At 72.4% G+C, this 23,345-nt stretch carries 19 protein-coding genes; 5 read left to right on the top strand and 14 right to left on the bottom strand.

Features of this window, described 5'->3' with window-relative positions; genetic code table 11:
- Nucleotides 1–4: 4 nt before the first annotated feature.
- Nucleotides 5–592 (bottom strand): hypothetical protein, encoded by a 588-nt coding sequence (locus WBK31_RS17805; protein ID WP_364052471.1) that lies wholly within the window; start codon nucleotides 590–592, stop codon nucleotides 5–7.
- A 114-nt stretch (nucleotides 593–706) separates the two neighbouring features.
- Complete coding sequence (locus WBK31_RS17800; protein WP_406675259.1) at nucleotides 707–1,291, bottom strand: helix-turn-helix domain-containing protein; 585 nt, start codon at nucleotides 1,289–1,291, stop codon at nucleotides 707–709.
- A 91-nt stretch (nucleotides 1,292–1,382) separates the two neighbouring features.
- Between WBK31_RS17800 and WBK31_RS17795 the strand changes: the two genes are divergently transcribed.
- Nucleotides 1,383–2,987, top strand: coding sequence for an FAD-dependent oxidoreductase (locus tag WBK31_RS17795; protein WP_364052465.1), 1,605 nt, complete (start codon nucleotides 1,383–1,385; stop codon nucleotides 2,985–2,987).
- On the opposite strand, the gene WBK31_RS17790 is transcribed toward WBK31_RS17795, so the two are convergent.
- The 5 genes from WBK31_RS17790 to WBK31_RS17770 all read right to left on the bottom strand — a co-directional run bounded on the left by WBK31_RS17790 (nucleotide 2,977) and on the right by WBK31_RS17770 (nucleotide 8,581).
- The gene (locus tag WBK31_RS17790) at nucleotides 2,977–3,138 is read right to left on the bottom strand and encodes a hypothetical protein (protein WP_378788495.1); all 162 of its coding nucleotides are present in this window, start codon (nucleotides 3,136–3,138) and stop codon (nucleotides 2,977–2,979) included. The genes WBK31_RS17795 and WBK31_RS17790 overlap by 11 nt on opposite strands.
- 32 nt (nucleotides 3,139–3,170) lie before the next feature.
- Nucleotides 3,171–4,175: a mannose-6-phosphate isomerase, class I gene (manA, locus tag WBK31_RS17785; protein WP_406675258.1), complete on the bottom strand. Its 1,005-nt coding sequence runs from the start codon at nucleotides 4,173–4,175 to the stop codon at nucleotides 3,171–3,173.
- A gap of 113 nt (nucleotides 4,176–4,288) precedes the next feature.
- Entirely contained in the window at nucleotides 4,289–6,598 is a 2,310-nt protein-coding gene (locus WBK31_RS17780; protein WP_406675257.1) for an FAD-dependent oxidoreductase, read from the bottom strand.
- Nucleotides 6,595–7,521, bottom strand: coding sequence for a hypothetical protein (locus tag WBK31_RS17775; protein ID WP_378788501.1), 927 nt, complete (start codon nucleotides 7,519–7,521; stop codon nucleotides 6,595–6,597). Before WBK31_RS17775 ends, WBK31_RS17780 begins: the two co-directional genes overlap by 4 nt.
- A 103-nt stretch (nucleotides 7,522–7,624) precedes the next feature.
- Nucleotides 7,625–8,581, bottom strand: a complete 957-nt coding sequence (locus WBK31_RS17770; RefSeq protein ID WP_364052451.1) for a hypothetical protein — start codon at nucleotides 8,579–8,581, stop codon at nucleotides 7,625–7,627.
- A gap of 137 nt (nucleotides 8,582–8,718) precedes the next feature.
- On the opposite strand from WBK31_RS17770, the gene WBK31_RS17765 reads away from it, so the two are divergent.
- Nucleotides 8,719–10,332: a heparinase II/III family protein gene (locus WBK31_RS17765; protein ID WP_364052448.1), complete on the top strand. Its 1,614-nt coding sequence runs from the start codon at nucleotides 8,719–8,721 to the stop codon at nucleotides 10,330–10,332.
- Between the two features lie 78 nt (nucleotides 10,333–10,410).
- Here the strand turns inward: WBK31_RS17765 and WBK31_RS17760 are convergent, their stop codons facing one another.
- Nucleotides 10,411–11,865 carry an MFS transporter gene (locus tag WBK31_RS17760; protein WP_406675256.1) on the bottom strand — a complete coding sequence of 485 codons (1,455 nt, stop codon included), beginning with the start codon at nucleotides 11,863–11,865 and terminating at the stop codon, nucleotides 10,411–10,413.
- A gap of 149 nt (nucleotides 11,866–12,014) precedes the next feature.
- Here WBK31_RS17760 and WBK31_RS17755 point away from each other — a divergent pair, with 149 nt between their 5' ends.
- Entirely contained in the window at nucleotides 12,015–12,476 is a 462-nt protein-coding gene (locus WBK31_RS17755) for a MarR family transcriptional regulator (RefSeq protein WP_364052442.1), read from the top strand.
- Nucleotides 12,477–12,731: 255 nt separating this feature from the next.
- Here WBK31_RS17755 and WBK31_RS17750 read toward each other — a convergent pair whose 3' ends face one another.
- Genes WBK31_RS17750 through WBK31_RS17735 form a run of 4 tightly spaced genes read right to left on the bottom strand, consistent with a single transcriptional unit; the run spans nucleotide 12,732 to nucleotide 18,363 of the window.
- Nucleotides 12,732–14,771, bottom strand: a complete 2,040-nt coding sequence (locus WBK31_RS17750) for a dipeptide ABC transporter ATP-binding protein (RefSeq protein WP_378788508.1) — start codon at nucleotides 14,769–14,771, stop codon at nucleotides 12,732–12,734.
- 17 nt (nucleotides 14,772–14,788) lie between these two features.
- The gene (locus WBK31_RS17745) at nucleotides 14,789–15,673 is read right to left on the bottom strand and encodes an ABC transporter permease (RefSeq protein WP_364052436.1); all 885 of its coding nucleotides are present in this window, start codon (nucleotides 15,671–15,673) and stop codon (nucleotides 14,789–14,791) included.
- Entirely contained in the window at nucleotides 15,670–16,629 is a 960-nt protein-coding gene (locus WBK31_RS17740) for an ABC transporter permease (protein WP_364052433.1), read from the bottom strand. Before WBK31_RS17740 ends, WBK31_RS17745 begins: the two co-directional genes overlap by 4 nt.
- A gap of 3 nt (nucleotides 16,630–16,632) precedes the next feature.
- Nucleotides 16,633–18,363 (bottom strand): peptide ABC transporter substrate-binding protein, encoded by a 1,731-nt coding sequence (locus WBK31_RS17735; protein WP_378788509.1) that lies wholly within the window; start codon nucleotides 18,361–18,363, stop codon nucleotides 16,633–16,635.
- 315 nt (nucleotides 18,364–18,678) lie between these two features.
- On the opposite strand from WBK31_RS17735, the gene WBK31_RS17730 reads away from it, so the two are divergent.
- Nucleotides 18,679–19,857, top strand: a complete 1,179-nt coding sequence (locus tag WBK31_RS17730; protein ID WP_364052427.1) for an ROK family transcriptional regulator — start codon at nucleotides 18,679–18,681, stop codon at nucleotides 19,855–19,857.
- Between the two features lie 26 nt (nucleotides 19,858–19,883).
- Nucleotides 19,884–21,326 carry a M81 family metallopeptidase gene (locus tag WBK31_RS17725; protein WP_406675255.1) on the top strand — a complete coding sequence of 481 codons (1,443 nt, stop codon included), beginning with the start codon at nucleotides 19,884–19,886 and terminating at the stop codon, nucleotides 21,324–21,326.
- Between the two features lie 3 nt (nucleotides 21,327–21,329).
- Here WBK31_RS17725 and WBK31_RS17720 read toward each other — a convergent pair whose 3' ends face one another.
- Together WBK31_RS17720 and WBK31_RS17715 are read right to left on the bottom strand one after the other, a co-directional pair.
- The gene (locus WBK31_RS17720) at nucleotides 21,330–21,809 is read right to left on the bottom strand and encodes a MarR family transcriptional regulator (protein ID WP_364052421.1); all 480 of its coding nucleotides are present in this window, start codon (nucleotides 21,807–21,809) and stop codon (nucleotides 21,330–21,332) included.
- Nucleotides 21,806–23,284, bottom strand: coding sequence for an MFS transporter (locus tag WBK31_RS17715; RefSeq protein WP_364052418.1), 1,479 nt, complete (start codon nucleotides 23,282–23,284; stop codon nucleotides 21,806–21,808). Before WBK31_RS17715 ends, WBK31_RS17720 begins: the two co-directional genes overlap by 4 nt.
- Between the last annotated feature and the right edge of the window lie 61 nt (nucleotides 23,285–23,345).

Here is a 23,345-nt window from a genome sequence, read left to right as displayed (position 1 = left end):
ACGGTCAGGAGGGGCGGTGGCGCCAGTGATCGTCGGCCAGCGACCAGGCGACCGCCCACTCGCGCAGCCGTACGCGGTCGAGGGCGTGGCGGAAGATCGCGAACGTGCACAGCACGAGGCAGGCGGCCACGCCGAGGATCATCAGGGCCGTCGCCGCCGCCGTGATGCGCAGCTCGGCCTCGCTGGGCGGCGGCGGGGCCGGTCGGCCGGCGCCGTCGATCCAGATCGTGAGCTGCGAGCCGGCCTTGGCAGGGGAGAGCACGGACACCTTGCCGGTGTGGCGGCGGCCGGACGGCGCGGTCCAGCCGGCGGCCACCATCCCGCCGCCGCCCACCTCGCCGAACGACAGCGCGGTCACCGGCGTGTCGGCCAGCAGCGTCGCCCGCACCTGCCGGCGGTCGGCGCCCGCGGCCTGCGCGCCCTCGTACGCCTGACGGGCCGCCGCCGTCGCCGGCCACAGGGCGAGCAGGATCAGCAGCATCGCCACCGCCAGTCCCGCGCTCTCCCACCGGTCGGTACGCCGGCGCAGCGGGTTGCCGTCCAGCCGGTAGCGCCGTACGAGTCGCGTCACCCCGTCGATCACCAGCCTCATCGAGCACCCCCTGCACGGACTTTAAATCCTTCCCCGCCCCGCCGCCGGGACTCCGCGTGGACATCGCCCCTGCTGCGCAGGCTGAAGGGGGAGAGAAGGGGATGAGCCGGGCGGTCAGTCCTGGCGGCGGGCGGGACGCGCCCGTACGTGCATGCGCTCGCCCTGCGGCCCGAACAGCGCCAGCACCTCGGACGGCTCGTCGCCGGGGTTGGTGAACGCGTGCGGCGTCCGCGTGTCGAACTCGGCCGCCTCCCCGGGCAGCAGCGTCGTGTCGTGCCGCCCGAGCAGCAGCCGCAGCCGCCCCGACAGCACGTACACCCATTCATAGCCCTCGTGCACCTGCTGCTCGGGCTCATAGCCCGGGTAGCGGGGCGGGATGATCTGCTTGTACGCCTGCAGCCCGCCCGCGCGGCGGCTGAGCGGGATGTACGTCATGCCGTGGCGCTTGATCGGCCGCATGTGGACGCGCGGATCGCCGGTCACGGGCGCGTCGATGAGCTCGTCGAGCTGCACCTGGTAGGCCCTGGCGAGGAGCAGCAGCAGCTCGAGCGTGGGCTTGCGGCCGCCGGACTCCAGCCGCGACAGCGTGCTGACCGAGATGCCGGTGCTCTTGCCGAGCTGGGCCAGGGTGAAGCCGCGTTCCTGGCGCAGCGCCCTCAGCCGGGGGCCTACTGACTGGAGCACCTCGTCGAGTTCCATGCACCCAGCTTGCCATTTCGGCAAAGAATTTTGCCAACTCGCCTGTGGGGGCCGCACAGTTGCGCGCATCGGGACAAAAGAAAGGCGCGACATGAACGCGACGACATACGACGTGGTGGTGATCGGCGGCGGGGCCGCGGGACTGAGCGGGGCGCTGGCGCTGAGCCGGGCCCGCCGCAGCGTGCTGGTGATCGATGCGGGGCGGCCGCGCAACGCCCCCGCCGAGGGCGTGCACGTCTACCTCGGGCGCGAGGGCACGCCGCCGCGCGACCTGGTGGCGGCCGGTCGCGAGGAGGTGGCCGGATACGGCGGGCGGTTCGCGACCGGCACCGTCACGGCCGCCGAGCGGCTCGCGGACGGGCGTTTCCGCCTCACGCTGGACGACGGCGGTGCCGTGGAGGCGGCCAGGCTGCTGGTCGCCACCGGATCGACCGACGAGCTGCCGCCGCTGCCCGGCCTGGCCGAGCGGTGGGGCAAGGACGTGCTGCACTGCCCGTACTGCCACGGCTGGGAGGTGCGCGACCAGGCCATCGGCGTGCTCGGCACGAGCCCGCTCGCCGTGCACCAGGCGCTGCTGTGGCGGCAGTGGAGCGCCGACGTGATGCTCTTCACGCACACCATGCCCGAGCCGACCGGCGAGCAGCGCGAGCGGCTCGACGCGCGCGGTGTCACCGTGGTCGAGGGTGAGGTGGCCGAGCTGATGATCGAGGACGGGCGGCTCGGCGGCGTCAGGATGGCCGGCGGCCGCGAATACCGTCGCCAGGCGCTCACCGTGGCCACCAGGGTGACCGCGAACGTCGGGGCTCTCGCCCGGCTCGGGCTGGAGACGGCCGAGATGGAGATGGGCGGCCACGTGGTCGGCACGTACGTGCCGGTCGATCCGACGGGGAAGACCTCGGTGCCGGGCGTGTGGGCGGCGGGGAACATCACCAGCCCCACCGAGCAGGTCATCGGGTCGGCGGCGGCGGGCGTGAAGGCCGGGGCCGCGATCAACGCCGACCTCATCGAGGAGGAGACCCGCGCCCTCGTCGCCGCCCGCAGGGCCGCCCCGGGCGTCGCGGAGGCGGCGCTCACCCCCGAGGAGCTGTGGGACGCCCGCTACTCGGAGAAGGAGCGCCTCTGGAGCGGCGAGCCGAACGCGGTGCTCGTCCGCGAGGTGCGCGACCTGCCGCCCGGACGGGCGCTCGACCTGGGCAGCGGCGAGGGCGGCGACGCGGTGTGGCTGGCCGGGCGCGGCTGGCGGGTCACCGCGGCCGACGTGTCGGGGGTCGCGCTGCGCCGGGCGGCCGAGCTCGCCGAACGCGCCGGGGTGGCGGGCAGGATCGACTGGCAGCAGCACGACCTCGGCCAGTCGTTCCCCGAAGGGACGTACGACCTGGTCACCGCCTGCTACCTGCACTCGCCGCAGGACCTGCCGCGCGAGAAGATCCTGCGCGCCGCCGCCGCGGCCGTCGCCCCCGGCGGGGTGCTGCTGGTGGCCGGGCACGCCGGCTGGCCGAGCTGCGCGGAGAACCCGCTGCCTGACGTGCACTTCCCGACCACACGCGAGGTGTACGAGTCGCTGGAGCCGGCCGAGGGCGAGTGGGAGATCCTCACCGAGGAGGAGTTCGACCGCCCTCACACCGGCCACGGCGGTGAGCAGGGCACCCGCAGGGACAACGTGCTGAAGCTCCGCCGCTTGCGATCTACTTTGTAAAGGCGCCGGGCTCGGCGCGGTACGCCGTCCCCTTGCCCGACAGCGTCACCGAGGGGACGGCGGCCGGCACGAACGCCGACTCACCCGGCCGCAGCACCAGCTCGTCGCCGAGCCGCGCCTCGCCCTCCACGCACAGCACGATCTGCGGCACCCCACCGGGCAGCTCATGGCCGGACTCGCCGGTCAGCTCGTGGCGGGTGAGCGCGAACTCGGGGCCGGCGGCCGGTAGGCGTACGCGCCGGGCGCGTCCTGCGCCGGCTCGACCAGGTGCGGAGCCGTCGGCGCGAAGTCCACGACGCGCATCAGCTCGGGCACGTCCACGTGCTTGGAGGTCAGGCCGCAGCGCAGCACGTTGTCGGAGTTGGCCATGATCTCCACGCCGATGCCGCCGAGGTAGGCGTGGGGGACGCCGGCGCCGAGGTAGAGGGCCTGGCCGGGGGCGAGGTCGACGTGGTTGAGCAGGAGCGCGGCCGCGATGCCCGGGTCGCCGGGGTAGTCCCTGGCGATGCCGGCGTAGGGGGCCAGCTCGTCTTCGGCGTCGGGGGAGACCTTCAGCAGGGCGCGCTCGACCTCGGCGCGCAGCGGGCCGGCGGCGTCGTCCAGCATGGCCGCGAACACCTCGCGCAGCGCCTGGCCGGGCTCGCCGCCGGTGAGCGCGTCGATCCAGGGACGCAGCCCGGCCACACCGAGCCGGTCGAGCAGGGCGGCCGTCGCGGCGGGGTCGCGGAAGCCGCACAGGCCGTGGAAGGGGGTGAGCGCGCACACCATCTCGGGCTTGTGCGAGGCGTCCTTGTACGTGCGGGTGCGGTCGTCGAGCGGGATCCCGCGCGCGTTCTCGGCGGCGAAGCCGGCCTGCGCCTGCTCGGTGGTGGGGTGGACCTGGAGGGAGAGCGGGCGCTCAATGGCCAGGACCTTGAGCAGGTAGGGCAGCTCGCCGCCGAAGCGGGCGGCGACCGGGTCGCCGAGCGTGGCGGCGGGGTCATGGGCGATCAGCTCGCCCAGCGGGACGTCGCCGACGGTCGAGGGGGCGCCGGGGTGCGCGCCCATCCAGAGTTCGGCCTGCGGTTCGCCGGTCGGCTCCGTGCCGAACAGGCGCGGCAGGGCGGTGACCGAGCCCCAGTCGTAGGGGCGGATGGTGGTGGCCAGGCGCATGGGTGCGGTGGCCGGTGGCAGGTCGGGTCGTGGCACGGCGTTGGCTCCAATCATCGTTCATGGAGCGTAGAACGCGCGGGGGCGGCGTGCGTACCCGGGGGCGGGCCGCGCGAGGCGGCCCTTGATGGATGGTGCCGGGTGGTGCCGGGTCAGGTCGCGCGCGGGCCGAGCAGGACCGGCATGGCGCGGGTGCTGTTGCCGAGCAGCGTGTCCAGCGGCGGCAGCTCCTCGACGGGCCTGGCGAGCCGCATGCCGGGGAAGGCGGAGAACAGCGCGCGCAGCGCGATCTCGCCTTCGAGCCTGGCCAGCGGCGCGCCGAGGCAGAAGTGCGGCCCGTGCCCGAAGGCGAGGTGCTGGGCCGGCGGCCGGGTGATGTCGAAGGTGCCGGCGTCGGGTCCGAACTGGTCGGGGTCGCGTCCGGTGGAGGCGAAGCAGGCCAGTACGGGCTCCCCCGCGCGCAGCCGTACGCCGTCGATCTCGACGTCTTGGACGGCGTAGCGCATCGGGAAGTACGCGATGGGCGAGTCCCAGCGCAGCGTCTCCTCGACGGCGGCGCTGTACGGGCACTGCCCCGACCGCAGCAGATCGAGCTGGCCGGGCCGGGTGAGCAGGGCGCCGATGGCGTTGGTGATGAGGTTGACGGTGGTGACGTGCCCGGCGATGAACAGCAGCTCGATGGTGGCGAACAGCTCGTCCTCCGACAGCCGCCCGCCGTCCTTCTCGTGCAGCCGGAACAGGTCGGTGATGAGGTCCTCTCCCGGTGTGCCGCGGCGCTCGTCGATGATCTGGTCGAGCAGTTCGCGCAGCTCCTTGCGCAGGCCGGGCGAGTCTTCCAGGTCGCCGACCTGGGCGACGGCGTCGGTGAGCCGGTGCAGCTCGTCCTGGTGCTCGGGCGGGATGCCGATCAGCTCGGAGATGACCTCGCGCGGCAGCGGGTAGGCGAACTCGGCCCGCAGGTCGACCGGCTCGTCGGGCGGCTGCTCGACGAGGTGATCGATGAGCCGGCCGGTGAGCTCCTCGATGCGCGGGCGCAGGGCGTTCAGCCGGCGCTGCGAGAACGCGGCGGTGAGCGGCATGCGCAGCCGGCGGTGGCGCTCGCCTTCGGCGTTGAGCATCGAGGTGTCGGTGACGATGCGGTCGATGGCGGTGCCGGGCTTCAGCGCGTCGCGGCCGGACCAGTGGCGCAGCTCGCGTGACATGTCCGGGTGCGTGAGGACGGTCATGACGGTGGCGTACCGGGCGGCGGCCCAGACCGGCACGCCTTCGGCGATGACGGGCACGAGCGGTCCCGCGGCGCGCAGGCGCTCGTTGTCGCCGTGGATGTCGCGGGTGGCCGGGTCGAGGATGAAACGGTCGTCGGTCATGGTCATCCCGTTCGTCGTGGGCTCACCGCGAGCGCGGTGACGTCCATACCGGGGTCTCGGCCGAGGTAGAGGTCGCGGACCAGCTCTCCGGCGGCGGGCGCGTTGCACAGGCCGTGGCCGGAGAAGCCGGTGGCGTACAGGAAGGCCGGCGGGGCCCGGCTGGTGGCCGATGAAGGCGGTCTTGTCGGGGCTGGCGTCGCGCAGCCCGGTGACGGCGGTGTGCAGGGCCAGCCCGGCCAGGCTCGGGTACGTCTCGGCGAGCCGGGCGGCGACGTCGCGGCGCCAGGACTCGCGGTCGGATCCCGGATAGCCCATGCCGATGAGCAGCCGGCCCTCGCGCACGCGGACGAGCAGGCCGCTGGCGGCGTGCAGGGTGACCGGGATGTCGGGCGTGCCGGGCGGGAGCGGGTCGGTGGTGAGCAGCTCCTGCTCGATGGGCTCGGTGAGCGGCAGGTCCACGCCGGCGCAGCGGACGAGCGCGGCCGACCAGGCGCCCGCGGCGCAGACGACGGCGTCGGCGGAGATCTCGCCTTCTGCGGTCTGGACGCGGCCCGCCTCGATGTCGATGGCGGTGACCGGGCAGCCGGTGCGCAGCGTGGCGCCCGCCTTCTCCGCGGCCACGGCGTAGGCGTTGACGATGGCCGTGGTGTCGGAGATGAAGGCGTCGGGCGAGTAGGCGGCGGCCTGCAGCGGCAGGTCCCCGATGAGCGGGTTGCGCTGCCGTGCCTCGTCGGCGCTGATGAGGCCGACGTTCACGCCGGCGGCCTGCTGGGCGGGCAGGTCGGCTTCGAAGGCGGCGACCTGCTCGGGCTGGGTGAACAGCACCAGGTAGCCGACCTGGCGCAGCGGCAGCTCGATGCCGGGCCGTTCCGGGAAGGCGTGGTAGGCGGCGAGGCTGCGGACGGCGAGCGCGGAGCTGACCGGGTTGCCGGCGAAGTAGGAGCGTACGACGTCGGCGGTGGCGCGGGAGGCGCCGGAGCCGAGCGCGCCGCGCTCCAGCAGGGTGACCTCGACGCCGGCCTCGGCGAGGTGGTAGGCGGCCGACAGGCCGATGACGCCGCCGCCGATCACCACCGCCCGCGATCCGGCGCTCATGCCGGCACCTGCAGTCTGCGCAGGTGGTCGCCGGCCTCCCACGGGAACAGGTGCAGGTTCCAGCCGCCGAGGCAGTTGCAGTACAGGGCCATGTGGGCCATGATCGCGATGTAGTCCTCGTGGCTGTCGAGGCGTTCGAGGCCGTCCAGCAGGCGCTGGGTGAAGTCCCACAGGCGGTCGAGGCCGCAGTAGCCGAGGAACTCGGCGGGCGTGTGGGCGAGCTGGCGGGTCATCTGGCGCAGCCACGGCATGGGCATGCCGTCGAGCGCGGCGCGGACGAGGCCGCCGTAGCAGCTGTAGCCGAGCGGGCGGGTCTCGCCGTTGACGAACAGCAGCGTCGTCAGGACGGTCTCGTAGCTGCCCGCGCCGGACGGGATGCGGCCTTCGTGCAGGTCGAGCAGCTCTCTGGGCGGGTCGAGCCAGATGCGTTCGGTCTCGGCGTGCACTTCCTTGGCGAGCTGGTTGAGCTCGGGGTCGCCGACGGGCAGGCGGGGCAGGACGTGGCCGCCGCTCTCGCCGGCGCGGCGGACCTCGGCGATGACGGGTTCCTTGGTGGTGTAGACGGACCTCCACACCTCGCGGCCGGCGTGGACGAGGGCGTCGAGGTCCTCTTCGACGACCTGGCCGATCGGGGTGGCGGTCATGGGCTCGGTGAGCTCGCCGTACTTGATGCCGAGGTGCTGCAGGCGCGAGCAGAACAGGGTGCCGTCGGGCACCGTACGGCGGTCCACCTTGTACTCGGCGGCGGTGTGTAGCAGGGCGTGGACCGGGGCGACGTGGTACAGGTGGTACCCGGCGACCAGGGCGTGTCCTTGGAGGCTGCGGTAGGGCAGCGCGTCCCACAGGGCCTGGGCGAGCGAGGGGTTGCGCTGGTCGAGTTCGGCGGCCACGGTGATGCCGAGGCTGGGCCACGATATTTCCACATGCTTAGTCTCGTTCACACTACGTCACTCTAACGTCACGTTTGGTGGCGATCGTGTGGGGGTGGGAGTGTTGACCGCCCTTTGACCTGGGCGTTCGCGCGGGTCAGGCGAACGGGCCGTGCTCGCCGGCCCAGATGGAGGCGGGGTCGACGTAGGGGCGCAGCAGCTCGGTCAGCTCGCGGTCGGGGCGGCCGTCGAGCTCGTGGGCCGCGGCCCTGCGGGCGACGCCCGCCAGCACGTCGGCGACCTGCAGGCGCTCGTCCAGCTCGGAGTTGATGAGGCGCAGCCCGGCCATGCGGCCGCCGAGGATCCGCCGCATCTGATCGATCCGCTCGTCGGTCAGCGTGGTCTGGCGGTCGTGCACGACGACGACGGGGCCGCGGCCGTCGCCCCAGGAGGTGACGGCCGCGGCGATGGCGGGGATGAGCGGGTCGAGCGCGGGGAAGACGTAGGGGTCGGCGAGCAGGCGTTCCCTGAACTCCTCGACCCGGTCGCGGGCCCGCCACAGCGCGCGCATGACCTCGCCCGCGGGGCCGCCGGCCGCGCGCATCTCCTCGACCAGCAGGTACGCGTCGGCGACCGAGATGGTGATGCCGTGGCCGTTCTTGGCGCGCAGCAGATAGTTGAAGGAGTCGAGGAAGGCGGCCCACAGGCCGGGGCCGAAGGCGCGGGGGCCCTCGCGGTAGAGGGTGACGGCGGCGGCTCTGGCGCGCGGGTCGAGGCCGATGCGCGGGGTGTGGTCGTCCTGCAGCAGGCCGGCGACCTTGCCGACGATGTAGAAGGTCTTGTCGGTGAGGAAGACGCGCACGTGGCCGAGCACCGGGCCGCCGGGGCCGAGCAGCCAGAGCAGGGCGGCGCGGTGCTTGTCACGCAGGACGTGGCCGGCGCGGTATTCGGTGGCGGGGGTGGGCGCCCGTTCGCGCAGCTCGGCGACGCAGGCGGCGGCCGTGTCGCGGTCCATGAGCACGCTGGCGTGCGCGAAGACGCTGCTGTTGCCGCCGACGAGTTTCTCGCCCTCCGCGCCGGACTCGTCGCACGCGACCTCGAGGGGTTGCGACACGTTGCTGAATCTAGCCGGGGCGGTGGGCCCGCCGCGAGGAGATTTTCCGCCGGTCGGGCGGGGTGCCCGGCGATGAGCGGTGTGCGGGGTTCTGGGAGAATCGCGGGACGCCCTGCTGGAAGGAGCGCATCGACCGCATGCCTGCCGACACGTTGACCCGTCTGGTCCGCGAGATTCACGAGGAGGCCGAACGGGCACGCGCGACCCCGGCTCCCGAGCTGACCTTCTCGCTGTGGCGCCGCTTCGCCGACACCGGCGACCGGCTGGCGTACGAGGGCGCCTACTTCGAGCGGCGCCGCCGGCTCGCCGCGCTGCTGCTGGCCGCCCACCTGGACGATCGTCCCGACCCGGCGCTGGACGACCTGCTGTGGTCGGTGTGCGACGAGCGCTCGTGGGTGCTGCCCGCGCACGAGCCGGAGGGCGGCGACCCCAACGCGTTCGTGGACCTGTTCGCCGCCGAGACGGCGCAGACGCTGGCGGAGGGCGTGCGCCTGCTGGGCGGGCACGTGGACGCGCGGGTGCGCGACCGGGTGCGCGAGGAGGTGGAGCGGCGGGTCTTCGCGCCGCTCGCCGAGCGGACGATGTGGTGGGAGTCGGCCCGGCACAACTGGTCGGCGGTGTGCGCGGGCGCGGCGGGCGCGGCGGCGCTCGCGCTGGACGCCGGTCACGTGGTGACGCGGCTGAAGGGCGCGATGAAGGCGTTCTTGTCCGGTACGGGGGCCGACGGCGCCTGCCTGGAGGGCCCGGACTACTGGGCGTACGGCTTCGGGTACTTCGTCTACTTCGCCGAAGCGCTGCGCGAGCACACCGGCGAGGACCTGCTCGACGATCCGCACGTACGGGAGATGGCCGCCTACCCGGCCCGGGTGGACCTCGGCGACGGCACCAGGCCGGCGTTCGCCGACGCGCAGGCGCGCGGCGCGTACCCGGCGGGGCTGCTGTCGCGGCTGTCGGAGCGGCTCGGCGTGCCGCTGCCGGTGCGGCGGGGCGAGCCGTCGTTCCACGACGACGCCTGCTACCGGTGGGCGCACCTGTCGCGCACGTTGTGGTGGACCCGGGAGGAGCCGCCCGCCGAGCCGGAGCCGCACTCGTACCTGCCGGACGCGGGGATCGTGGTGGCCAGGGCGGGCCGGTCGGCGTTCGCGGCCAAAGGCGGGCACAACGACGAGCCGCACAACCACCTCGACGTCGGCACGTTCGTGCTGCACGTGCGCGGCGAGACGCTGCTGGACGACCTGGGCGCGCCCGAGTACACCCGCGACTACTTCCGCGAGGGCCGCTACCTGGTGCCGCAGGCGTCGGCGGAGTGGCACTCGGTGCCGCTGGTCGAGGGGCAGGGACAGGTGCCGGGGCGGGAGCGGCGCGCCGAGGTGATCGAGCACGCCGCCTCCGGTGACGCGGTGACGTTCGCGCTGGACCTCACCGCCGCGTACGAGGTGCCCTGCCTGGAGCGGCTGACCCGCACGTTCCGGTGGCGGCCCGGCGGGCTGGAGCTGACCGACGCCTTCGGCTTCACCACGCCGGACGCGCTGGTGGCCGAGCTGTTCGTCTCGCGCCGCCGTCCGGTGCTCGGCGAGGGCAGCGTCGCGTGGGGCCCGGTCACGCTCCAGGTGCCGGACGGGTGGCGGGCGGAGGCCGACGAGCTGGAGGTACGCGGCCACGACGGCGAGCCGGAGACCGTGCACCGGGTGCGGCTGTCGGCCAGGGTGGCGACCGGCGAGCACCGCTTCGTCTTCACGCTGCCCGAGTGAGCCGGGCCGAAGTCGGCCGGGCCGGAGTGAGCCGTGCCGGGCCGAGTGGCGCGGGACCGGGGCGCGCCCGGCCCGGTGTCAGGACTCGGTGGCGGGCGCGGGGTCGGTGGCGACGATCACGCGGCGGGGCGGGCCGCCGCGCCCCGGCAGCGCCATCGTGATGAGCGCGGCGGCGAGGGCCGCGCCGCAGCCGATGAGCATGCCGGTATGGAAGCCGTCCTGCGACGGCAGCGGATGCCCGCCGAAGTCGATGGTGAGGTGCGAGAGCACGACCCCGACCACGGCGGCCGAGACGGTGGTGCCGATGGAGCGCATCAGCGTGTTGAAGCTGTTGGCCGCGCCGGTCTCGGAGCGCGGCACCGCGCCCATGATGAGTGCGGGCATCGAGCCGTACGCGAAGCCGACGCCGATGCTGCACACGCAGCTGATGACGAGCAGCCCCCAGGTGGAGCCGAGCAGGACCACCGACAGGCCGTAGCCGAGCGCCATGACGAGGCTGCCGGTGATGAGCGTGACCTTGGGGCCGCGCGCGGCCGACAGGCGGGCGCCGACCGGCGAGACGATCATCATCATGAGGCCGGAGGGCGCCATCCACAGACCGGCGGCCAGCATCGACTGGCCCAGGCCGTAGCCGGTGGCGGCGGGAAGCTGCAGGATCTGGATGACGATCAGCGACTGGGCGTACATGGCGAAGCCGACCACGATCGAGGCGACGTTCGTCACCAGCACCTGCGGGCGGGCGGTGACGCGCAGGTCCACCAGCGGGTCGCGGGTGCGCAGCTCCCACCAGCCCCACAGCGGCAGCAGCAGCGCGGCGGCGGCCAGCAGCCCGAGTGTGGGCGCGCTGCCGAAGCCCCAGTCGGCGCCCTTGGAGACGCCGAGGAGCAGGCAGATCAGCCCGGCGCCGAGGCCGAGCGCGCCGGCGACGTCCACGCGGCCGTGCGCCGAGGCCGGTGTGTACGGCACCAGCAGCCGGATGAGCGCGGCCACCAGCAGCCCGAGCGCGGCCGTGGCCCAGAAGAGCACGCGCCAGCTCGCGTACTCGGCGACGGCGGCGGCGAGCGGCAGGCCGAGCGCGCCGCCGATGCCCAGGGAGGAGCTCATGAGCGCGATGGCCGAGCCGAGCCGGTCGGGCGGCAGGACCTCGCGCAGGGCGCTGATGCCGAGCGGGATCAGGCCCATGCCCATGCCCTGCAGGCCGCGTCCGGCGATCATGGGGGCGAGCGAGCCGGCCAGCGCGCAGGTGACACAGCCGAGGACCAGCGGCACGGCGCAGACGAGCATCATGCGGCGCTTGCCGTACAGGTCGCCGAGCCGTCCCATGACCGGGGTGGTGACGGCGCCGGCCAGCAGGGTCACGGTGATCACCCAGGAGGTGTCGGACGCGCTCGCGTGCAGCATCTCCGGCAGGCGGCCGATGAGCGGGACGACGAGGGTCTGGGTGAGTGAGGCGACGATGCCGGCGACGGCCATCACGGTGACGATGCCGTGGCGGCCGTCGCGGGCGGCGGGTTGGCTGGGCTCTTCTTCCACGCGGTTCCCCCCCGATGGTGTTCACGTCACGTCTATCTTGAAAGCGATGTGCACCATACACATAACGTGTTAAATGCACACATTGTGGGTGCTGCACATTTCTGTGGAAGATATGCTGACCCGCACCCATGGTTGGGAGAAGGACTGGCATGGACGAGCCCACGGACTCCCTGGCCGCCGTCGAGTACGAGACCATGCGGCTCGGCCGGCACCGCCACCTCGACCGCAGCGCGTACGTCCTGCTCAGCCGGATCCGGAGGGAAGGCCCGATGTCCATCGGGCAGCTCAGCACGGCGCTCGGCCTCGACGTCTCCACGCTCAACCGGCACACCGCGGCCCTGCTGCGCGAAGGGCTCGCGGAGCGCATCGCCGACCCCGACGGCGGCATCGCCCGCAAGTTCCGCCTCACCCCCGCGGGCGAGCGATTCCTGGACGGCGAGCAGGCCAGGAACCTCGACGGGCTGCGCGAGGTGCTGGCCGGCTGGCCGGACGACGACGTCGCCGCCTTCGCCGCCTATCTGCGGCGCTTCAACGGCGACGTCGAGCGCTCCGCCTCCCGGCCCTGGCCCCACCACGCCCGCAAGGGCGTGGCCGGCCCCTCGGGCGGTTAGGCCCGCGGAAGCGCGCCCCGGCTCTGCGGGGAACCGGGCCGGCTCCGCCTGATCCGGCTACGCCGGCAAAAGCGCGGCCTGAACCGGTTACTCGTATTGAGCCCGCTGAAGAGCTGCCTGAGCCGGTTGCTCCCGTCACACCCGCTGAAGAGCTGCCTGAAACGGTCGCTCCCGTCACACTCGCTACAGCGCGGCGCTTGAACCGGTTGCTCCCGTCACATCCGCTACAGCGCGGCTTTGAGCCGGTTGCTCCCGTTACACCCGCAGGGGAGCGGCCGCTTCGGCCTGGCCCGGTTCCCCGCGCAGCGGGAAGTGGCAGGCGACCTGGTGCTTCCCGCCTTGCAGCGGCGGCTCGGTCGCGCAGATGTCCTGCGCCAGCGGGCAGCGGGTGCGGAAGCGGCAGCCGGTCGGCGGGTTGAGCGCGCTCGGCAGCTCGCCCTTGATGGTGGTGTCGGGGCTCGGCACGTGATCGGGGTCCGGCGACGGCACGGCGTCGAGCAGCGCCTGCGTGTACGGGTGGCGCGGCGCGCGCACGACCTGGTGCGCGGGGCCGATCTCCACCATCTTGCCGAGGTACATCACGCCGATCCTGTCGGCCATGTAGTCGACGACCGACAGGTCGTGGCTGATGAACACGTACGACAGGCCCAGCTCGCCCTGCAGGTCCCGCATGAGGTTGAGCACCTGCGCCTGCACCGACACATCCAGCGCGCTGACCGGCTCGTCGGCCACGATGAGCCGCGGGTTGAGCGCCAGCGACCTGGCCAGCCCGATGCGCTGGAGCTGGCCGCCGGAGAACTCGTGCGGGTAGCGCTCCAGCGCCCGCCGCGGCAGCCCGACCTGGTCGAGCAGCTCGCTCACCCGGGCCCGCCGCGAGGCGGCGTCGCCCACCCCCTGAATCTCCAGCGGCTCGGTGAGTATCGCGTCGATGCGCATGCGCGGGTTCATCGCCGCGTAGCTGTCCTGGAACATCAGCTGCACCTGGCGGTGCATGCGGTGGCGGGCGCGCCGGTCGAGGGTGGCGATGTCGGTGCCGTCCACCACGATCCTGCCGCTGGTGGCCGGTTCGAGCCCGGCGACGAGGCGGCCGACGGTGGACTTGCCGCAGCCGGACTCGCCCACGATGCCGAGCGTCTCGCCGGGCACGACGTCGAACGACACCCCGGCCACGGCGCTGACCCTGCCCTTGGCCCTGCGCAGCCCCGCGCCGCCCGCCTCGTACTCCTTGACCAGGTCGCGCACGCTGAGGATCGGCTCGGCGGCGGAGGCGGCGGACTGCTCGCGCCCGGTGGGCGGGGCGAGCACGACCGGCTCGGTGACCGGATGCAGGCAGGCGAAGGCGTGCCCGTCGCCGGCCGGGACCAGCTCGATGTCGCCGGTGCGGCACTCGTCGGTGGCGAAGCGGCAGCGCGGCGCGAACCGGCAGCCGGTCAGCGGGCGTGACAGGTCGGGCGGCAGGCCGGGGATGCTGTAGAGGCGGCCGCCGCCGTCGGCGGCAGACTCCGGCAGTGCCCGCATGAGCGCCTCGGTGTAGCGGTGCTTGGGCGCGCGGAACAGCTCGGCGGTGGTGGCGGTCTCCACGACGCGGCCCGCGTACATGACGGCGACCCGGTCGGCGCGGCCGGCGATCACCCCGAGGTCGTGGGTGACCAGGATGACCGCCATCTTGAACTCCTCGCGCAGGTCGTCGATGAGCTCGAGGATCTGGCGCTGGGTGGTGACGTCCAGGGCCGTGGTGGGCTCGTCGGCGATGAGCAGGCGCGGGGAGCGGATGAGCGCCATGGCGATGACCACGCGCTGGCGCATGCCGCCGGAGAGCTGGTGCGGATAGTCATCGACGATCTTGTCAGGGCGCGGCATGCCGACCCGGCGCAGGATCTCGATCGCCCGCTCGCGCGCCTCGGCCTTGCCGACCTTCTGGTGCACGCGCAGCGGCTCGGCCACCTGCGCGCCGATGCGCATGGTGGGGTTGAGCGAGGTGAGCGGGTCCTGGAAGACCATGCCCATCTCCACGCCGCGCACCCGGCGCAGCTCGGCCGGCTGCATCGTGCGCAGGTCGCGGCCGTCGAAGAGGATCTCGCCGCCGACGACCGAGCCGCCGGTGGGCAGCAGCCCCATGATCGACAGCACGGTCATGGTCTTGCCGCTGCCCGACTCGCCCACGATGCCGAGCGTCTCGCCCTGGCCGACCTCGAGGTTGACGCGATCGAGCGCGTGCACGGTGCCGCGCCGCAGCGCGATGTCGGTGCTGAGGTCGCGCAGCCGCAGCAGCGGCCCGCTGGTGGGGTGCCCCATGGTACGGAAAACTCCTGTCAACGCCGCCGGAGGCGGACCTCGAAGACGTCCCTCAGGCCGTCGCCGATGAAGTTGAAGGCGAGGACGATGAGGATGATGGCGATGCCCGGCGGGTACAGCAGCCACCAGTGGCCGCTGAAGGTGTCCGACAGTCCGTCCGACAGCATGCCGCCCCAGTTCGCCGCGGGTGGCGGCACGCCCAGGCCGAGGAAGGACAGGTAGGCCACGTACAGGATGGCGTCGGCCACCTGGAAGGTGGCGTTGACGATCACGGTGCCGATGGCGTTGGGGATGATGTGCCGGCGCACCGCGCGCCCGCCGGTGCCGCCCATGCCGCGCATCGCCATGACGTACTCGCGGGTGCGCAGCGTCAGCGCCTCGCCGCGCACCAGCCGGGCGGGGCCGAGCCAGGCGAAGGCGCCGATGATGACGATGAGCATCGGCACGGTCGGCGTGACGATCGAGGCCATGAGCATGAACAGGAACAGCGCCGGGATCGACATGAACGCGTCGACCACGCGCATCATGACCGCGTCCACCCAGCCGCCGGCGAAACCGGCGACCGCGCCCCAGACGGTGCCGACGACCGTGGCCAGCAGGCCCGCCGCCAGGCCGACCACGATGGACGTCTGCCCGCCCAGCATGAGCCGGCCGAGCTGGTCGTAGCCGACGCCGTCGGTGCCGAGCGGATGCCCGTCGGTGCCCGGGGTGAGGAACACCTTGGTCAGGTCGGTGTGCACCTGGTCGGTCTGGTAGAACAGCGGCCCGAGGAAGCTGAAGGCGGCCAGCACCACGAACAGGCCCACGCCCACCAGGGCCAGCCGGTTCTCGCAGAAGACCTCCAGGCCCTGGCGCCACATGCCGCGGACGGGTGCCTCGTCCTCGTGGGGGATCGCGGTCATGAGCGGCCTGCCTTGAGCCGGACGCGCGGGTCGACCGCGGCGTAGAGCACGTCGGCGATCAGCGCGCCCACCACGGTGGCCACCGAGATCAGCAGCGTGACGCCGAGCAGGATCGGGTAGTCCCGCTTGAGCGCCGCCTGCCAGAACAGCAGCCCCATGCCGGGGTAGTTGAACAGCCGCTCGACGACCAGGGCGCCGCTGAACAGCGCCGGCAGGTACATGCCGAGCAGTGTGATGACGGGGAACAGGCCGTTGCGCAGGGTGTGGCCGACGATCACGCGGGTTTCCGAAAGGCCCTTGCTGCGGGCCGTGCGTACGTAGTTCTCGTTCAGGTTGTCGACCATGGACGAGCGCACGTAGCGGGAGTAGACCGCGACGGTGAGGATCGCCAGCGTGACCGTCGGCAGCACCAGCCCCTCGGGCTCGGCCAGCATCTCCGCCAGCGTGAAGCCCTGCGGCGCCTCAGGCGGCAGCAGCGGCCACACCTGGGAGAACAGGATGATCATCATGAGGCCCATGAAGAAGATCGGGGTGGCGTAGGCCAGCAGCGACAGCCCGTTGATGGTGTAGTCGGGCCAGCGGTTGCGCCGCACGGCCTGCACCACGCCGAGCGGAATGGCCACCACGACCGCCAGCAGGGTCGAGGCCAGCGACAGCAGCATGGTCTTGGGCAGCCGCTGCCCGATGGCCTCGGCCACCGACTGGTTGAGCTGGAAGGAGTAGCCGAGGTCGCCGGTGACCAGCCGCTGCAGGTACATCGCGTACTGCTGCCACAGCGGCCGGTCGTACCCCATCTCGTGGTTGAAGGCCGCGATCTGCTCGAGCGTCGCTTCCTTGCCCAGGATGGCCCTGGCCGCGCCTCCCGGGAGCAGGTGCAGGATCACGAACGTGATCAGCGTCACCAGGATCACGATGACCAGGGCCTGGCCCAGGCGGGTGAGGAGGTACCGGGCCAAGGGTCAGCTCTTCCAGGACCAGTCTTGGAAGTACATGAGGTTCATCGGGTCCTGCGGCTCGACGCCCTGCAGCTCCGACTTGTACGCCGAGATCTGGTAGACGGGGTTGGGCATCCACAGCACCGGCAGGTCCTTGGCCAGGAAGTCGTTGTACTCCTGGAGGGCGCCGGCGTCGGCGGAGAACTGCGCCTTCTCGATGAGCTCGTCGGCTTCGGGGTTGCTGTAGCTGCCGAGGTTGACGGGGGCGTCGGTCTGGAAGAGCCGCTCGCCGGAGGCGAAGGCCGGGTAGTACCAGCTGCCCTGGGAGCCGAAGAACGACATGTCCCAGTCGCACTTGGACTCCTCCGGCTTGCAGGCGGGGGTGACCGCGACGGAGTCGGGCACCTCCTTGATCGTCAGCTGCACGCCGACCTTGGCCATCTGCGACTTGATCTCGGCGAACATCTTGGTGGTCGCGGAGAAGCCGGACTGGCTGGTGACGGTGAAGCTCAGCGGGGTGTCCTTGGCGATGCCCTCACCGCACAGCGACGGGTCGGCGCAGGTGGTCTGCCCGTCGGGGACGACCTTCCAGCCGTGGCTCTCCAGCAGCTGCTTGGCCTTGGCCGGGTCGAACGGGTAGACGCAGCCCTGGCCGGGCGGCGTGCCCTGCTTGGCCGGGACCGGGCCGCAGGTCGGCTGCGCCATGCCGGCCCAGATGACCTTGCTGATCGTCGGCTGGTCGATGAGCATCTGCAGCGCCTGGCGCAGGTAGAGCTGCTTGAACAGCGGGCCCGTCTTGGGGTTGTTGAAGTTCAGCTGCAGGTACGTGATCGACCACCCGTACCAGGGGGCGACCTTGTACCCCTTGGACTCCAGGTACGACTTCTGCGACAGGTTGGCCGGCGGGATGTAGCCGTAGTCGATGTCGCCGGCGCGCAGCACGTTGAACTCGGCGTCGTCGCCGGTGAACGGGCGCAGCACGATCTTGTTGATCTTCGGCTTGTCGGGTCCGGAGTAGGCGTCCTGCTTGGCCAGCACCACCTCGCCGCTGGGCACGTAGCTCTCCAGCTTGAAGGGGCCGCTGGTGGTCTTCCACAGCGGGTTGGTGGCGTAGGACTTGGGGTCCTTGGAGGCGGCGGTCAGCTCGTCGAACGTCTTCTTGGGGTCGCCCTTGTCCCAGGCGTGCTGGGGGAGGGGGACGATGCGGTTGAGCTGGTTGCCGACGAACCAGGCGGCGTTGTAGGCCTTCTTGGTGGTGATGGAGAAGGTCTTGTCGTCCTTGACCTTGAACTCGGCGACGTTGTCGGGGAAGCCGCCGGGCCGGTAGGAGGCCCACTTGTCCTTGTTGGCGGTGACGAGGTCCCACCAGAACCGCACGTCCTTGGTGGTGATCGGCTTGCCGTCGGACCAGGTGTCGTCCTTGAGCGTGATGGTCAGCGTCTTGCCCTTGTTGCTGACCACGGGCGGCTCGGCCAGCGACCGCGTGGTGTTGATGTTGTCCTCGGAGCTGCCGTCGAGCTGGAAGCTGTAGAGCTTGCGGTACAGGGCGGTGGAGAAGATGTCGTTCTCGCCCTGGGTGAATCCGGGGGCCGAGATCGGCAGGATCCAGTTCGGCGTGCGCAGGGCGACGGTCACGGTGTCCTTGGCCTGCGCCGCTCCGCCCTGCGGCGAAGCGCCGCCGGCGCCCGCGCTGCAGGCGGTCAAACCGAGGCCGATGGCCATCACGCCGCTCACGATGCGGGTTCTCGTCCCCATGTTTCTCCTCGTCGAGACGTGCGCGGGCCCTTCTGGGGGCCTTCAGTCCGGAGAATGTATAGAGGTGCAAGTAGTAAGTCAATGTGAAAAATCCACTTTGTTCGGGACACTTATTTCGGGATAGAGTCCGCGGCGGAGCTATCCGCCGATGAGATCCGTGCGGAACGTCCGCGACATCCGCGCGACATCTTTCGGTGATCGTCTCCGTGCCCGATGATGGGCGTCTGCTGTGATGGCCCGCCGCCGGGCCCAGGGGTCGGGCCCGCTCGCGGGCCCCCGTGCTCGCCCTGCACACTGCCAGGGGAGAGGAGAGAGATGCCGGAGCCGCCCGCCAATCTGCGCGAGCAGGCGCTCAGCCTGCTGGCCAGTGGCAAGGCCGCCTCCCGGGCGGACCTGGTGGAGCTGCTGGAGGTGGCTCCCTCGACGGTTTCCAGCGTCGTACGCCGCCTGCTCGAGGAGGGCGCGATCCTGGAGGAGGGCGTGGGCGCCTCCACCGGTGGGCGCCGCCCCAAGATCCTGCGGCTGCGCGAGGACGGCGGCGTGTACGCCGTGGCCGAGCTCGGCGGCCGGCACGCCCGCGTCGGCCTGTGCGCGCCCTCGGGAGAGCTCCAGGTGGCCGAGGAGTTCGCCTGCGATATAAGCGCAGGCCCGCAGGCGATCTTCGACGAGATCACCGAGGCCTTCGACCGCATCAGGGCCGCGCACGCGCCAGGCCGCCGGCTGCTCGCCGTCGGCATGGCCCTGCCCGGCCCGGTGGACTTCCCGCACGGCCGCCTCGTCGGCCCGGCCCGCATGCCCGGCTGGAGCGGCTACGACGTGCAGAGCGACCTGCGCGAGCGGTTCCAGGTGAGCGCCGTCGTCGACAACGACGCCAAGGCCGCCGCCATCGGCGAGTACGTCACCCGCCGCGCCACCGGCGACATGATCTACGTCAAGGCCGGCAGCGGCATCGGCGGCTGCCTGGTCACCGACGGCCGCATCTACCGCGGCGGGCGCGGCCTGTCCGGCGACCTCACCCACGTGCGGGTGGCCGACAGCGGCGAGCGCGAGTGCTCCTGCGGCAGCCGCGGCTGCCTGGAGACCGTCGCGAGCGGCGCCGCGCTCGCCCGCGAGCTGGCCGGGCGCGGCCGGCCCGTCACCAACCTGCGCGACGTCGTGGCCGCCACCGTGGACGCCGACCCCGCCGTGGTCACGCTCGTCCGCCAGGCCGGGAGGCTGCTCGGCGTCGCCCTGTCGGGCCTGGTCAACTTCCTCAACCCCGACAGCGTCGTCATCGGCGGCGCGCTGTCCAGCCTCGACGTCTACGTCGCGGCCGTCAAAGGCATGCTGTACGAGCGCTGCCTGCCGCCCCTGACCCAGTCGCTGACCATCGAGCCGAGCGCCGCCGGCCCCGACGCCGCCCTCATCGGGCTCGGCCGCCTCCTGCGCGAGACGGCCGGCGTGAACCTCTCACCCGAGCAGCGGCCCGCCGCCGACGCCACCACCACCTCCTAGCCCCGAATCTTCTGGAAAGCAGCACCGTGTCCCTGCGCATCGCCATCTGCGGCATCCACATCGAGTCCAGCACGTTCTCGCCGCACCTGAGCGGCACCGCCGACTTCGACGTCACCCGAGGGCAGGCCCTGCTGGGCCGCTACGACTGGCTGGAGCAGCCGTGGGCCGCCGAAGTGGAGTGGGTGCCGCTCGTGCATGCCCGCGCCTTGCCCGGCGGCGCCGTCGAGCCCGCCGCGTACGACGCCTGGCGCGAGGAGATCGTCCAGGGCCTCGGCCAGGGCACGTTCGACGGCGTGCTGCTGGACATCCACGGCGCGATGAGCGTCGTCGGCCGCGAGGACGCAGAAGGCGACCTCATCACCGCCATCCGCTCCGTCATCGGCCCCGAGCCGCTGGTGTCGGCCGCGATGGACCTGCACGGCAACGTCTCCCACGTCCTGTTCGGCGGCTGCGACCTGCTCACCTGCTACCGCACCGCGCCCCACGTGGACGTCTGGGAGACCCGCGAGCGCGCCGCCCGCAACCTCGTCGAGGCGCTGCACCGCCTGCGCGCCGGCGAAGGACGGCCGCACAAGTCGCTCGTGCACGTGCCGATCCTGCTGCCCGGCGAGATGACCAGCACCCGCGTCGAGCCCGCCCGCGGCCTGTACGCCCGCATTCCCGAGGTCGAGTCCAGGCCCGGCGTGATCGACGCGGCCATCTGGATCGGCTTCGCCTGGGCCGACGAGCCGCGCTGCACCGGCGCCGTCGTGGCCACCGGCACCGACGCCGCCGCCACCGAGCAGGCCGCCCGCGAGCTGGCCCAGGCGTTCTGGGACGCCCGCGACGACTTCGCCTTCGTCGCGCCCACCGGCACCATGGACGAATGCCTCGACGCGGCGCTGAAGGAGGGCGCGGCCCGGCCGTACTTCATCAGCGACTCCGGCGACAACCCCGGCGCGGGCGGCGCCGACGACGTCACCTACGCCCTGTCGCGCCTGCTGGCCAGGCCCGAGATCCGCGACGGTTCCGTCCGTGCCGTCTACGCCTCGCTCTTCGACCCCGAGGCGGTGGCGCTCATCGGCCACCTGCCGGTGGGCTCTTCGGTCAGGGTGCGCGCCGGCGGCCGGGTGGACACGCGCCCGCCGGGCCCGATCGAGCTGGAGGGCACGCTGGAGGCCGTGGCCGACGACCCCGACGGCGGCCGGGTGGTGAGCGTGCGGGTCGGCGGGCTCAGCGTCTTCCTCACCTCGCGGCGCATGCAGTACCGGCTGCTGGAGTCGTACCGGCGGCTGAGCGTGGACGTCGCCGATGTGGACGTCGTCACCGTGAAGATCGGCTACCTGGAGCCCGAGCTGTACGAGGCCGCCGCCGGCTGGATGCTGGCGCTCACGCCTGGGGGCGTGGACCAGGACCTGCACCGGCTGCCGTACCGCAGGCTCAACCGTCCCATCTTCCCGCTCGACGCGGACGCGACGCTCACGCTGTAGCGCTCACCGCTGATCGGCGGGAGCGCGGAGCTTGGCCATGATGCGGTCGAGCTCGGCCAGGTCGTCGGGACCGAGAGCCAGCAGGGAGCGCGGCGGCCGGGCCATGATCCGCTCGGCCTCCTCGGCGGCCGCCGTCCCCGCCGGGGTGAGTGTGACGATCTTGCTGCGCCGGTCCTCGGGGGAGACGCTGCGGGTCACGTAGCCGCGCCGCTCCAGGTCGTCCACCATCAGGCTCGTGTACGGCTTGTCGGTGGCGAGGTCGGCGGTCAGCTCCCGCATGGTCATCGGCCCGGACGACAGCAGGTGGCGCAGCGCCTTGACCCGGTAGAAGCTCATGCCGAGGGCGTCGGCCACCTCCTTGCGGCGGTTCTCCTGCCGCAGCACGAGGTCCTGCATGGCGGCCCAGACCCGGCTCACCGCCTCCTGGCCGTGCTCGTGACCCTGCCGCTCGTCGGAGGGCTCGCGGTCCGGGGTGTCGGTCATGACGTGGTCGCCGTTCTGTCGGGGGAGTGGGCGAGCCGTTCGGCGGTGCGCGTGGCGCTGCGGCGGGCCCAGCCGGTCGTGGTCAGGATAGCGAGCAGCACGATCGCCGAGCCGCACCCGGTGACGATCCACCAGCCGATGCGGCTGGCCTCAGGGAAGTGGGTGGCGAACGGTCCCGCCACCGCCGAGGTGACCAGCGAGCCGATGACCGCGACGCCGAGCGTCTGCCCGATCTGCCGGCTGGTCGAGGTCACCGCCGCCGCCACTCCGGCCTGGGCGCGCGGCATGCCGGAGACGGCGGTGTTGGTGATCGGCGCGTTCAGCATGCCGAAGCCCAGCCCGAACAGCACGTACGCGGCCATGAGCCGCCAGAGCGGGGTGCCGGCCGCCAGCCCCGTCATGATCAGGCCGCTGGCCCCGATGGTGATCCCGGCGAGCAGCAGCGGGATGCGGGTGCCGGACGCGGCCACGATCCGGCCCGAGAGCGGCGAGCAGATCACGGTCAGGCCGGCCATGGGCAGCGTGTAGAGGCCGGCGTGCAGGGCGGACAGGCCCAGCACGTTCTGCAGGTAGAGGGTGTTGACGAAGAGGAAGCCGCCGAAGGCGGCGAACCCGCACACGGCGGTCACGGTGGCGCCCGCGAACGGCACGCTGCGGAAGAACCGCAGCTCGATCAGCGGCTCCTCGGTGCGCAGCTCGTAGCCGATCAGGCCGGCCAGCGCCAGCGCCGCCACCGCGAAGCAGCCCAGCGTGCGCGGCGATCCCCAGCCGGCGGCCGGCGCCTCGATCAGCCCGTACGTCAGCGTCACCAGCATCACGATGACCAGCACCTGACCCACCGGGTCCACCCGGCGCGGGCGCGGCGCGCGCGACTCGGGCACGAACAGCGCGCACAGCACGAACGCGGCCACCCCCACCGGGATGTTGATCCAGAAGATCGACTGCCAGCCGACCGCGCCCACCAGCGAGCCGCCCACGAGCGGCCCCAGCGCCATGCTGACGCCGCTCACGCCACCCCACACGCCGATGGCCCGCGCCCGCTCGCGCGGCTCGGTGAACGTGTTCGTGATGATCGACATGGCGACCGGGTTCAGCATCGACCCGCCTACGGCCTGCACGGCCCGCGCCGCGATCAGCCAGCCCAGGCCGGGCGCGAGCGAGCACAGCAGCGAGCCCAGCGTGAACAGCGTCAGCCCGGTCTGGAACGTCCGGCGCCGCCCGATCCTGTCGGCGGTGGAGCCGGACAGCATGAGCAGGCCGGCCAGCACCACCGTGTAGGCGTCGATGATCCACTGCAGGCCGGAGACGGAGGCGTTGAGATCGCGCCGGATGGAGGGCAGCGCGATGTTCACGATCGTGACGTCCAGGCCGACGATGAACAGGCTCATGCAGCAGATGGCCAGGACGAGCATCCGCCGCCGGGGGCTGAGCACGGGGGTCACGGCCGTGGGGGAGGACCGATCAGTTATAGGCACACAACGATTATATTCGCGTAACTAAAGATTCGTCCCAGGTGGGGGATGTTCGACGGCCTTG

It is taken from the genome of Nonomuraea sp. N2-4H, from assembly GCF_045291505.1.
In the GTDB taxonomy this organism is placed as follows: Bacteria; Actinomycetota; Actinomycetes; order Streptosporangiales; family Streptosporangiaceae; genus Nonomuraea; species Nonomuraea fastidiosa.
Note: the sequence above shows the minus strand (reverse complement) of the source record. Positions and strands in the feature narration are given on the sequence as shown.

Coding starts and splice junctions, on each gene's coding strand:
- WBK31_RS17805 (WP_364052471.1), bottom strand. CDS start 592: ATGAGGCTGGTGATCGACGGGGTGACGCGACTCGTACGGCGCTACCGG.
- WBK31_RS17800 (WP_406675259.1), bottom strand. CDS start 1,291: ATGGAACTCGACGAGGTGCTCCAGTCAGTAGGCCCCCGGCTGAGGGCG.
- WBK31_RS17795 (WP_364052465.1), top strand. CDS start 1,383: ATGAACGCGACGACATACGACGTGGTGGTGATCGGCGGCGGGGCCGCG.
- WBK31_RS17780 (WP_406675257.1), bottom strand. CDS start 6,598: ATGAGCGCCGGATCGCGGGCGGTGGTGATCGGCGGCGGCGTCATCGGC.
- WBK31_RS17765 (WP_364052448.1), top strand. CDS start 8,719: ATGCCTGCCGACACGTTGACCCGTCTGGTCCGCGAGATTCACGAGGAG.
- WBK31_RS17755 (WP_364052442.1), top strand. CDS start 12,015: ATGGACGAGCCCACGGACTCCCTGGCCGCCGTCGAGTACGAGACCATG.
- WBK31_RS17750 (WP_378788508.1), bottom strand. CDS start 14,771: ATGGGGCACCCCACCAGCGGGCCGCTGCTGCGGCTGCGCGACCTCAGC.
- WBK31_RS17745 (WP_364052436.1), bottom strand. CDS start 15,673: ATGACCGCGATCCCCCACGAGGACGAGGCACCCGTCCGCGGCATGTGG.
- WBK31_RS17735 (WP_378788509.1), bottom strand. CDS start 18,363: ATGGGGACGAGAACCCGCATCGTGAGCGGCGTGATGGCCATCGGCCTC.
- WBK31_RS17730 (WP_364052427.1), top strand. CDS start 18,679: ATGCCGGAGCCGCCCGCCAATCTGCGCGAGCAGGCGCTCAGCCTGCTG.
- WBK31_RS17720 (WP_364052421.1), bottom strand. CDS start 21,809: ATGACCGACACCCCGGACCGCGAGCCCTCCGACGAGCGGCAGGGTCAC.